General features: G+C 36.3%; 12 protein-coding genes. All 12 read right to left on the bottom strand.

All coding sequences use genetic code 11. The features are described from left to right. Positions 1-40: 40 nt before the first annotated feature. Positions 41-595 (bottom strand): acyltransferase, encoded by a 555-nt coding sequence (locus tag AC6ESP_RS18165; RefSeq protein ID WP_497098147.1) that lies wholly within the window; start codon positions 593-595, stop codon positions 41-43. 50 nt (positions 596-645) lie between these two features. Then, on the bottom strand, positions 646-1,137 hold the full coding sequence (gene pssE, locus AC6ESP_RS18160) for a PssE/Cps14G family polysaccharide biosynthesis glycosyltransferase (protein ID WP_497098146.1): 492 nt from the start codon (positions 1,135-1,137) through the stop codon (positions 646-648). Next, on the bottom strand, positions 1,134-1,613 hold the full coding sequence (gene pssD / locus AC6ESP_RS18155; RefSeq protein WP_497098145.1) for a PssD/Cps14F family polysaccharide biosynthesis glycosyltransferase: 480 nt from the start codon (positions 1,611-1,613) through the stop codon (positions 1,134-1,136). The genes pssE and pssD overlap by 4 nt, the downstream gene beginning before the upstream one ends. Before the next feature lie 49 nt (positions 1,614-1,662). After that, positions 1,663-2,724 (bottom strand): glycosyltransferase family 4 protein, encoded by a 1,062-nt coding sequence (locus AC6ESP_RS18150; RefSeq protein ID WP_497098144.1) that lies wholly within the window; start codon positions 2,722-2,724, stop codon positions 1,663-1,665. A gap of 11 nt (positions 2,725-2,735) precedes the next feature. After that, a complete protein-coding gene (locus tag AC6ESP_RS18145) occupies positions 2,736-4,100 on the bottom strand; it encodes a hypothetical protein (RefSeq protein ID WP_497098143.1) in 1,365 nt (454 codons plus the stop codon). A gap of 71 nt (positions 4,101-4,171) precedes the next feature. Continuing rightward, positions 4,172-5,290 carry a glycosyltransferase gene (locus AC6ESP_RS18140; protein ID WP_497098142.1) on the bottom strand — a complete coding sequence of 373 codons (1,119 nt, stop codon included), beginning with the start codon at positions 5,288-5,290 and terminating at the stop codon, positions 4,172-4,174. Positions 5,291-5,337: 47 nt separating this feature from the next. Then, positions 5,338-6,624: an oligosaccharide flippase family protein gene (locus tag AC6ESP_RS18135; protein ID WP_497098141.1), complete on the bottom strand. Its 1,287-nt coding sequence runs from the start codon at positions 6,622-6,624 to the stop codon at positions 5,338-5,340. 123 nt (positions 6,625-6,747) lie between these two features. Further along, positions 6,748-7,398: a sugar transferase gene (locus AC6ESP_RS18130; RefSeq protein ID WP_497098221.1), complete on the bottom strand. Its 651-nt coding sequence runs from the start codon at positions 7,396-7,398 to the stop codon at positions 6,748-6,750. A gap of 53 nt (positions 7,399-7,451) precedes the next feature. After that, positions 7,452-8,348 (bottom strand): UTP--glucose-1-phosphate uridylyltransferase GalU, encoded by an 897-nt coding sequence (galU, locus tag AC6ESP_RS18125; RefSeq protein WP_497098140.1) that lies wholly within the window; start codon positions 8,346-8,348, stop codon positions 7,452-7,454. Positions 8,349-8,615: 267 nt separating this feature from the next. Continuing rightward, a complete protein-coding gene (locus AC6ESP_RS18120) occupies positions 8,616-9,308 on the bottom strand; it encodes a CpsD/CapB family tyrosine-protein kinase (RefSeq protein WP_497098139.1) in 693 nt (230 codons plus the stop codon). 3 nt (positions 9,309-9,311) lie between these two features. Beyond that, positions 9,312-10,061 carry a YveK family protein gene (locus AC6ESP_RS18115; RefSeq protein WP_497098138.1) on the bottom strand — a complete coding sequence of 250 codons (750 nt, stop codon included), beginning with the start codon at positions 10,059-10,061 and terminating at the stop codon, positions 9,312-9,314. 159 nt (positions 10,062-10,220) lie between these two features. Further along, entirely contained in the window at positions 10,221-12,335 is a 2,115-nt protein-coding gene (locus tag AC6ESP_RS18110) for an S-layer homology domain-containing protein (RefSeq protein ID WP_497098137.1), read from the bottom strand. Positions 12,336-12,579: the final 244 nt, after the last annotated feature.

The raw sequence follows: 12,579 nt of genomic DNA, 5'->3' as shown, positions 1-12,579 counted from the left end.
CTGTCGGATACTGAATTCTAATATGGGGTACTAAAATAAACTATTCAACAAATCCAATCCCATCTTTTAAACACACTATCATTTCATCTTTTCGGGATTTAGATATATTGTTTCTGATAGTCCAACTTGAATCAAAAACTGGCCTTGATTGCATTAAAACTTTATTTTTTTCCAAATACTGTTCAGTATGCATTATTATTTTTGCAGGGTTTCCAGCAACAACAGCATTATCAGGAATATCTTTCGTCACAACACTCCCCGCACCTACAATGACATTATTACCTATCTTTACATTAGGTAAGACAAGTGCTCCTGCACCAATAAATACGTTATTACCTATTTCCACTAAACCAATTTTAGTATAGTTTAAATCCAATTTTGTACTTGTATCATGGGCTAAAATATGAACTCTTGGTGCAAACGTAACATTATCTCCAATACTGATTAACCAACAGTGAGAGTAATCAATAATACAGTTTGATTGCCTTTGAAAATTTCTTCCTACCTTTAAACCCATCTTAATTAAAGCTTCAGTTGGTACTTCGCCTCTTAGCTTGAATTTAATAAATGATAGAACCCTTCCCTTAATACCCATAAATCCCCTCTACTCTCCCTTATAAATTTTCAAAGAAAGTTGAAAAAAACTTATTTTGCAAAATTCATTGTTATAAAATTATTGATTAGTTGTACTATTTTTTCGTTACCACTTTCAAACTTCTTCGGTTCAAATGAATCAATTTGTAGTAATGCCGATTCCAATTCTTTCACATCCTGCAAACCAAATATTAAGTTGCTTTTTGAAAAATGGTTAATTATCTCATTCTGATGATCATCAACGTGTTCATTATGCTGACTCAATCTAGGTACAGCTATTATCTTTTTCTTCCCCTTTTTCAGAGCACCTATAATTGTTCCAGTTCCACCGTGAGTTATTAATATATTACATAACTCTAATTGTTTATCAAAAGAACTAAAATCCAAAAACTTTTCACTTTGAAAATATTTTGGAACATAACTTGAATAACCAATCTGTGCAAAGACCTCTTCTGTGATTACTTTTTTTTCAATTAATGAATCTATCTCTTCTAATAATCTATTAAAAGAAAACTCTTGTGTACCTAAAGATACTAGTATCAATATATACTTCCTCCGTATACTGCTTTTGGATAAAATTCAAGCATTTTCTCCCATTGAACAATAAATAAATCTGAGAATCTATACAAGAATCTACCAGTCAATGTTGGGGAGTCGATTTTCGCAAAGCTTTCTATATAAATCAACTTTTTACCCATTAATTTCCCGACTACACAGAATGGAACTGTACTTAGTGCTCCTGTTGAAATAATAATATCTGGTTTCTCTTTTATTAGATAATAAGAAGACTTAACAAAATTAATAGCTAATAAAAAAGGGAAATTTATCATCTTTCGATTAATTAATCTTAGGAAATATATCTTCTTTTCCTTATCAACCAAGCCTCTGGTTAGGATACTATCTTCCGTAATAATGAAATAATCATAGTTTTTATATAATTTTTTTAACTGTTGAATTTGTGTTAAATGTCCACCCACTGAGGACACTAAGGCAACTTTTAAATTTCTTTTTTCAATCATATCCTCTTGCACACCTCTTCTCTAATGTTGTTAATTTCAAATGATCAAGTTAGGTTAGTAAATTTTGATAAATCTTTTGTAACTTTTCAACAACCCTATGAAGATCATGATGTAAGACCATCTCTTTACTTTGATTTCCAAAATCAATTCTTACGTTTGGCTCATTAACAAGCTTTTCAATAGAACTAGCCAATTGATGGATATCACCAGGAGCAATAATAAAGCCATTTCGATTGTCTACAACAATTTCAGGAATACCACCTACGTTGGTACTAATTATGGGTAACTTATATGCCATCGCCTCCAGAATAGATACAGGCAAGCCCTCTTGATAAGATGGAAGAACATAGATATCTGAGTTTACCAGAAACTTCATTTTCTGATCTCCATCTATCCAGCCATGAACAATGCATATTTGGTCTAATTCTTTTTCAACTATGTATTTCTTTAATATTTCTATCTCATTATTACCACATATATTCAAAGTAATATTTCCCTTTATCCCACTAGGTAAAATACTGATAGCATCAATTAAATCATATATACCTTTCCTCCTGCCTATTTCACCCATAAAGAGAAGTTCAATCTTACTATTAGCCTTCTTATTTCTTAAAGCAGTTATCTGCTGATATTCTGGAATTTTAATTGGATTGGGCAGAATCGAAATGTTAGAATTCTGGCAATATAATAATACAAGCCCTTTCATCTGATTCGATAACACAATAATCTCATCCACTTTATTTAATGTATTCTTAATTAGCCAGGCGTTAAATTTTTTCTTGTTGTGAAAATTTTCAAAAGATGATCCGTGAATATGGAAAACAACTTTCTTCCCAAAAAGTTTACTAATGAAAACATATATGGATTTCCTATAAAAACTTCCGTTTGCCGCTGAGTGAATATGAAATATTTGATAGAAATATAGAACTAAGCTAAACCTCATAATTGCAAATAGCGAATAAAAAATTCTGATTACCGCTGGAACGCTTGAGATATAAGAAGGATGTCTTGTTATATCTATTTTTGAAGATAACCCTTCTACTATAGAGTTTACTACCGAGGTAATTCCACCTTTAACGCGCTTAGAATTAGCTATTTGCATGACCTTCATTATTTAGCACCTCAAACTATTACAGTTTTATTTACATGCCCAATACTTTTTTTGTTATCGTGAATCTTCCACAAGATATATCCGTATGCCAGTAAAAAGAATAGAAAGTAATTAGCATTACTTTTCACCCCAAATGAGTTAAACCCAGATAGCGCCAAAATGAACACCGCAATATAATATTTATTTAAGGTTTTACGTAAAATCAAAACTAATAAGAAAATATACAGAATAATAAAATAACCAACATCGATAAATAAAATTATCCATGGATTCTCTAAAATGATTGGGTTACTGTCGCCACCATATATGACAACATTTTCAGTTCCTCCGCCTAGTCCCATCATATTTAGTCTAAATATATTATTCACAAAATAATCCAATAATATAAATCTAGCTTCAGTTGAACTAGATGCTTCATTAATTCGATTTATAAAAGTGTTACCAAGGGAAGTAGTGAAGGTAACAATAACAATAAAACCTATTATCGCTACCTTTATTACATTTTGTCTTACTTTAATCCAATTCCCTTTTAGACTATTGGTATCGTAAAGAATTATTAAAAATGCTAAGACAAACATACTTCTTGATCCCGTTAACAAGATATCAATTATAAATAAAAATAATAGAATATATTTTAATTTCAAATTATTAATTCTAAGCTGTACAAGTATCATAGAGAACAAAAAGTAGATTCCATTTAATAAGGGATGTCCAATAGTCGTTTTAATTCTGTATCCTTCACGAGAAGTAGCATCATACCAAGCAAGATTCTCACCTCTATAAATAGAGTCTAGAAAATTAGATTGCATGATATATTCTATAATTCCATAAATGCCAATAAGCACTGATGCTCCAATCATCATTACTATAGCTTTATTTATTTTTGAGATATTAAAACTTTTCTCGAAATAAAAAAATAAAAATAATGTGATTGGCCCCAAATAATTGTGTATAGCTAATGGAATTCCACTCGCACCTCTTAAATATACAGTCACACCAAAAAAAGAAACAAATACTATAATGGATAAAGCTACAATTTTGTCAAAATATACTTTTTTATTTAAAATATCTTCCCCCAATTTTAAAATAAACGCAACAAGCCATATAATAATTAATGGATGTAAATTCAACGGATTCAAACCATCTCCATCGTAAAAATCAAGCACAAAAAAATGACTCACTAACGAAAGAGATATAGTGAGAATAGGAACCATAAAAATAAAAACAATTTCTTTTCCAAAAACAGTAATGAATATATATAATACAAAACCCAATATAAAACATAAAATATATACGTAGAATTTAAATAAAAATGAAGCACCAATAAGACTTGAAAGGACTAATAATATTGTAAACAACCCAGGCGTTAATTTCATTTATTAACCAATACCCCCTTCTCAATTAAGTCCACTATAAGTTAGTCAATCACTTCTCTCTGTTCATATGTTCATTTAATAGTGCCTTTATACATTGAAGCATAATTCTTAACCATTACCTTAATATCAAACTTCTCAACAAATGTGGAGGCATTCTGTATTAAATAAGACTCTTTTGATTGATCTGTTACCAACTCGATTATTTTATCCGCCAAATCTACTGCATTCTCACGATCAAAGAGATATCCATTCTTACCGTGTTCAATTAATTCAGCAGGTCCATCAATATTAGATGAGATTACAGGAATTCCTGCAGCCATTGCTTCCAATATAACTAATCCCAATCCTTCAAATCTTGATGGTAAAATAAATATATCGAATTGTGGTAATAGCAAATGGATATCATCTCTGTTCCCAAGAAATCGAACTTCATTCTGCAGATTATATTGTTCAATCAACATCCTTAAGTAATTCACGGATTCTTTATCATAATCGTAAGTACCCCCAATAAAATCGCAGGATACATTTAATCCTCTATCTTTACAAAGTTTTATTGCGTGAATTAATATATCCTGTCCTTTTATTTTATGCGTGAGTCTTGCAACATTTATTATTTTGATTCTACTACCATTATTTTTTTTGTCTTTTTTACTAGATTTAAATTGGCTAATTTGAATTCCATTGTATATCCTCGTAGAATTATTAATTTTACGATCAATACAATCTTGAAGTACGGCATTAGATATGGCCACATTTTTATTAAAAATATGTCTATGCAAAAAAACATGTAATGAATTTATTTTTTTGATAACATTAGTGTCATGTATAGTAAAGACTAATCTAATGCGCATGTGAAATATTTTGCATAGAACAGCCCACAACTTGCTCCCATGATTATGTGAATGTATGATTTGAATTTTATGTCTTCTAATAATACTTAAAAGCAAAAACAAATATTTTGGATGTCTATGTGCAGGGGGTCTATTTAAAAAATAAACATTACATCCTACATCTAATAATTGTTCTCTCATTTCTTGACTTATTAAATCATTCATCACCACTACAGTAAATTCTAATTCCTTGGAGTTTGATGCTTCCCTGGTCATGTTAAGAAGAAGCTTTTCTGCACCACCTACTTGAAAAGAAGAAATTAAGTGCAGAACTCGAATAGCTTTATTACTAGATTCCACGTTTATATCCTCTCCAAATCCATTTGATAATGCAATTAAACTTACTCTTACTTTGAAAAAATGCCAACCTTCACTTTTAACAAACTCTTCTTATATTTTAGATACAATATGAATAATATAGAGCTATAAATAATTCTTGCTACCACAACACTTATAGCTGCCCATGCCATACCTAAATTAGGTACTGTGACATATATAAATATAGTTACTATTATTATTTGAATATATTTCCCTAGTGTTATAAACTTAACTTTGCCCATAGAATATGTAGCTTGCTCTATTGGTACCATAGCGAATGTAATGATGGCTTTAAGCAACATTATCTGTAGTAGTTCTTTTGCTGCTAAATATTTCCCTCCTAAAAATAATGGAACAATTAAATGAGCTAATGGCAGAAGACATAACATTGCAATAGCTATTATTATTGTTGGTTTCATAATTTTTTTTGTAAAACTTACAACCATGTGAGGTTTCAACTCAGACATCTTTGGTAACATTACTTTTGCAAACACAACCGGAATAAACGCAAAAATTGCTGATAGCTGATATGCCGCATTATAAATACCAATTTGTTCATAAGTTACCCAAAAAGAAATCATAAAGAAATCAATTCTATCCAATGCATTATTTGGAATCGACATCATAATCATCCATTTTTCATACTTTACAATTTCTTTTATTGTATTTTTGTCAAGCCTTATATATATATATTCTTTTATAAAACTATAATACCTAGCAGAAAAAAATAATGAATATACTACAGGCAAAAGGTACAACATAAATGCATATTTTAATAAAAGTAATTCATTCAATACTAAAATTATAATAATAGTAATTGATATAAAATATCTAGATACATTAATCCAGGCTCTACGTTTGAATTGCTGTATTGCTTGTAAATATGTATCGTTTACAAACAATAAAGATTCACCTAAAAACCCAATTATTAAATATGGAAGATAATTTATCATCTCACTTTTACCTAACCACACAAAAACCTCATCACCTAATAAAAGAAAAAATACAATAATTGAAGATATAATTATTAATTTTGCAAATAAATATAACCCAAAAATTGAATGTGTTTTGCTTTTATCCTTAGCAGAAAACCGAATCGCTGTATTTTCCATTCCAAAATCAAAAAATGCACTACAAAATGCTATGGCTACAAAAACAAAAGAATATTTTCCATAATCAGAAGGCCCTAGCGTTTTAGATAACAATATAATAATAAGAAAATTAAGCGCTTTTGTAATAATGTTTTCCGAAAAAACAATTGATAAATTTTTAAACAACTTACTATTCAATGCATTACTTAGATATAAATCTTTCATTAAAACGCCTTCATTCTTTACAAAAAGTGATATAAATTAAATAATAACTTGTAAATACTCTTATAGTCTGCGATTACTATCAGCTATCTCAGGGTGTATATTTATTTTGTTATGAAAATATACTTAATAAGCATCCTCAGATCCAACCAACACTCTAGCTGTCCTCATCAATATCTTCACATCAAACCAAATACTGCGCTTCTCTATATATTCCAGATCAAGCTCGACCATTTCCTTGAAGCCCACCTCGTTACGGCCGCTTACTTGCCATAAGCCGGTGCAGCCTGGGGTTACACGTAATCGTTGCTTGTCATATTTGCTGTATTCAGCCACTTCTCGGGGAAGGGGTGGACGTGGTCCCACTAGAGACATGTCTCCTCTAATTACATTCCATAGCTGTGGTAATTCATCGATGCTTGTCCGACGGATGAACTTGCCGATCCTAGTAATGCGTGGATCATCCTTGATCTTGAACATCGCTCCGCTAATCTCATTTTTGTGCAGCAGGCCCTTCAGCATATCCTCTGCATTCGGAATCATAGAACGGAATTTGAACATTTTGAACACTTTCTCATTCTTGCCGATTCTCGTCTGATAGAAAATAATTGGGGCTTTGGGGTCCTCTATCTTAATAAGGATAGCGACGATAAGCAGCAGAGGGGAGATAACAATCATCCCCAAGCCTGCTCCTACTATATCCATAGCTCGTTTAACAACGAGATAACCATACTTAGGACTTGTAGCTCGCAGCTTTCTAGTATTTGCTATTGGCATAGGAATTTCCGCTTCTCTTCTTATAGGCGATGGCGCCACTGTCAATCTCCTCCCTAGTGCTCGATTTTATTCACTAGCTCTCTATCGAGCAGCTGCTTCATAGCATCCAATAATGGAGCTCTTAAGGACTGATCACGCAATGCGAAATCCAACGTCGTCGTAATAAAACCAAGCTTCTCTCCAACATCAAAGCGTCTGCCTTCGAACTCATAAGCGTATACACCCTGAGATTCATTCAGCTTCTGAATGGCATCGGTCAGCTGGATTTCTCCACCCGCGCCTTTCTCTTGCTTCTGCAGATATTTGAATATAGCAGGTGTCAATATATAACGACCCATAATGGCCAGGTTCGAGGATGTCGTGCCAGGCAACGGTTTCTCGACAAATCGGTTGACAAGATGCAGCTGGTCATTCCCCTCGCACTCGCGAGGCTCAACAATACCGTAACGCTGGGTTTCCTCTTGCGGCACAGGCTTGACACCGATCACAGAACGACCCGTTATGTCGAATTGATCCATCAGTTGTCTGGTACATGGTACTTCAGCAGATACGATATCATCACCCAGCAACACAGCGAATGGCTCATCACCAATAAAGTTGCGAGCACACCACACCGCGTGACCGAGCCCTTTGGCTTCCTTTTGCCGGATAAAATGAATATCTACCTTCGATGATTTCTGCACCTCGTGCAGAAGCTCAAGCTTGCCCTTCTCGAGCAGATTATGCTCCAGCTCAAATGCATTATCGAAGTGATCCTCGATAGCACGTTTGCCTTTGCCCGTCACAATAATGATGTCTTCGATCCCTGAAGCAACCGCTTCTTCAACAATGTATTGAATAGTCGGCTTATCCACAATTGGAAGCATTTCCTTCGGCATTGCTTTTGTCGCAGGTAAGAACCGCGTGCCTAGACCTGCAGCAGGTATTATCGCTTTCTTAACTATTCCCATTCTTGTTCCCTCTCTTCGTACGTTCTATCTCTCTCTCTAATTGTTTCTTCTATGTTGTTATATAAATTTACGAGCTATATTTTCCTAGTGGAGAAAAACATAGCTCGTACATTTATATGAGTAAATAGAGGGCATTGAACCCCTCCTCACATCACACCCTTGGCAATCATGCCTAAGGTCCAACCAACCCACAGTGTGACCGAGTGCCTACGGTGATAAAGGTGCAGTAGGCATTACCTATTCAGAACTTTGTATGTGCATGACTAGCTACTTCGAGTCCGTCCCGTAATAGTAGTAATAAGCCTCTTCACTTGATTTGCGCTTAACATTATTCAGAACAACCCCTAATATTCGGGCATTTACGTTCTGCAAATTTTGAATAGCCTTCATAGCAATATCTCGTTTCACTCTGCCTTGATCCACAACAAGCACAACACCGTCACTCTTAGAAGCTGCGACCTGTGCATCGGTTACCGCAAGTAATGGAGGCGTATCGATTAGAACAATATCGTACATGGTACGAAGCTGATCCAGCGTAGCTGTCATCCGCTTGGATGCCATCATCTCTGCCGGGTTTGGCGGAATAGCTCCCGCTGTCATTACATCTAAATTAGGAATAGCTGTCATCTGAATGGATTCCTCTAGCGTACTCTGCTGAGACATTACAGATGAAAGACCATATTGATTGGAGATTTGAAAAGTTTTGTGTGCGGTTGGCTTCCTCATATCCGCATCAATCAGAAGCACTTTGCGATCTGCCTGACTATAAGTGACCGCTAAATTCGAAATGGTTGTTGACTTGCCCTCACCTGGACCCGCTGAAGTCACCATAATAACCTGCAGGGTTTCATCAATTGAGGCAAAATCAATATTTGTCCTTAAGGTTCGGTAAGTTTCTGAAATCGGTGACCTTGGATTCGCAATCGAAATAAGCCGACGTCTATTATCTGCTACCGACATTGCCTATCCACCTACCCTTTGCACGTTTTGTTTCCTGCCAGATTGAGAATTTTGTCCGCTCATTTCACTGATATCTGCTCTTGCTACCATCGCGAGCGTAGGCTGACCCAAATACTTCAGCACATCTGCTTCACTCTTAATCGTATCATCCAAATATTCGAGCAAGAATACTATAGCTACAGCAAGCATTAAGGATACAATGAAGCTAATGACGACATTCAGAGGTATATTCGGGGAGATTGGATCCATATCCTCATCAGGCAGCGCATCATTCAATATTGACACATTCTCTACGTTGAAAATATTAGGAATTTCTTGTTGGAATACAAGCGACACTGCATTAACGGTCTCAGCTGCCTGTTTGTAGGATTCGTCTTGAACAATTAACGTCATAACTTGCGTATTATTGACCGAGCTAACCTTAATCTTCTTAGCAAGCTCTTTTGTAGTTAGTCCTAGATTCGGGTATTGCTCTGACACTTTGGCAAGAATAGCGGGTGTCTTAATAATTTCCTTATATGTATCGATCATTTTGATATTGGAGTTAATTTCATTAATATCAAGCTGCTCCGCAGAGAATTGCGTACTCGTCCTATTCACAATTAGCTTGGTTGAAGCTTCATAGACAGGGTCCTTGAAAAACATGCTATAAACGCCCGTTAAAGCCGTGCATATTACGACAAACAATAGAATCAACGGAAGCCGCTTCCGAATGATTATAAAATATTCTCGTAAATCTAGTTCGCTAGACACTATTATCCTCCTTCTGTATACCCAGATGATAACTTTCATTATACTTCCTAAGACCTATCTAATGTAGACATAATCTACCAAAAACCTACAAATTGTTATAATATGCCCAAAAAAATCTTCCTCTCATCTGCATGAGAGGAAGACTTTCACACTAATGAACTATTTGCTGAAATTAATGGCGCGATATATGATTACTGCTGCTTCTGCACGAGTAGAGTTAGCATTCGGCGAGAACTTGCCGTTGTTACCAATTACGAGCTCTTCGCTTGCTGCGAATGCTACTCCAGCTTTCAACGAAGCGCTGATGGAGCTTGCATCTGTGAAGCCAGCTAATGCTGCATTCACATCAGCGACATCAGCAGCCCCTTGTGTTACTTTCAAAGCACGAGCAATCATTGTTGCCATCTCGGCACGTGTGATAGTTGCGTTCGGAACGAACGTCGTAGCTGAACGGCCGTTGATAATACCCAGCTCTGCTGCTGCAGCTACATAAGGCGCATGCCAATCAGTAGCTTGAACATCACTGAAGTTTTCTTTAGCCGAGTTGTTATCAATATCCAGTGTAAGCACTAGCATTTTCGCAAATTCTGCACGAGTTACTTTATCTTGCGGTGCGAATACACCGACAGACTTACCTTCAATAGCACCTTTTGCTGCAATGACCTCAATTTGACGTCCAGCCCAAGCTTGAACGGAAGTAATATCGCCGAACGTTACTTTGTTCTCGACAACTACATAAGAAGAGAACGAGCCACGTGGTTCAACGATTGTGTTGCCTGTAATGCGTCCGCCTTGGAATACCAGCTTGCCGTCAACAATTTTCGCTACGGACAGCAATTCTTTGTCCAGACCTTCTACATCACCAAGTGGAATGCTAACGATAACAGGCTTATCGAATGTCGTTACCGATTTGCCGCCGATTGTTAGATTGAAGTCGTATACAGCAGAACCCGCTTTGAGTCCGTTCGTAACAGCTTCACTTGCTGCGCTTGTCGCAACCTTGAAGTTGATCGCAGAGGAGAACTGACCGCCAACTGGCAAAGTCACTTGCAGACCATTAACCTTCAGGTTAATGCCGCTGAGGCCAGCTAGGATAGCCTGCTCAACCACAGCGTCTGACAATCCAATGGAAACTGCGCTCTGTGTAACTGTTCCCAGGTCAACGTTAAGCAATATATTCGGCAGTACCGCAGTTGGAGCAATTTCTTTCACTGCTTTAATCAAGGCACCAATACCTGCGATGTTCGAAAGCACTGTGCTACTATTGATATTTACTGTTGCTACGCCATTGATCACCGTAACATCTTTGGATGCATCAACAGATGACAGTTGAGCTACAAGAGCTTGTGCATCCAAAATAGCTTTTGCAATAATTGCAGGCTGCTGTTCAGCTGATGCAGCTGCTAGAGCTTTTTTGACGCTATCGATCAGGTTCGTTACACTTTCTGGAATAGTAATGGTCACCGGTACATCCACGCCTGGAACGGTCGTTCCTGGTGTTTCTGTATCTGTGTCATCAAGACTCAAGTAAGCGATATAAAGTGCACCAGCTGCGTTAATAACAACATCAGCATTTACTTTTGCTTGAAGATTGCTCACTACGGAAGAGATTTCAGCAGTCGTAATCCCGTAAGCCGCTAGAACAGCCTTGACACTATTAGCTGTATCCGGAACAGCATTAACAGCTTGCTTGATCAGATTCAATCTTGCTGCTGGATCGTTCAGGGTAGTAGTCAATTCTGAAAGAGACTTGCCATCTATAATACTGAGCAGCTCATCTTGGATACCGAATACATACGCTACGATCTCATCAATCGTAAGGCTCTCCAGATCAGCGCCTTCAGCCAGCTTCAGCAGCACTTCTGTATATTCCGCATTAGTACGGATAGCTTCAAGCTGTGACAGATTAACATCATAGGAAATTGTAGTTACTTCTTGGAACAAATCGAACAATACTGCTTTCTCGTCTGTCGACAATACCGTTAGGCTGTCTGCAATCGGGCTAACGATTGTTCTAATATCATCCTTGCTTAGTTTGGCGAATTCGTCGCGCAATGCTACGACTTCATCCCAGCCATTGGTGGCAACCAATGCGTTATACATTTTGTTAGCTTCTGTTACAACTGCACTGCTCGGGAATGCTGCTGCGTACGCTGTAGTGCTGACTCCTAGCTTTTCTGCCAAGCCTTTGTTGCTCAGCGGAATACCTGCGAATGCCGTCATTGCGACACTAGCTGCAATTGTTGTAACGACTAATTTTCTTCTTAATGTCACTTCAATTCACCTCTATAATTTTAATAGTCACCGGTTAAGTAACCAATGTCTTGTAACACCTAGTCCAGTTGTAACTCTTCTACTTTGATTAGCAAATTAAGGAAGTATGGTTTAAAAAAAATATGGTGTTTCCATCAGATTGAAGTGTCCGTTCTTCAAGGGACTAATGGCCAATATCGATGAATACTTAAGCCTATAACCGCTAATCGGCCCGAATCCATTGTTGGAAATAATAAGCTGAAAA

The sequence above is a fragment of the Paenibacillus xinjiangensis genome (assembly GCF_059686975.1).
This window is presented reverse-complemented; position numbering and strand designations above follow the sequence as displayed.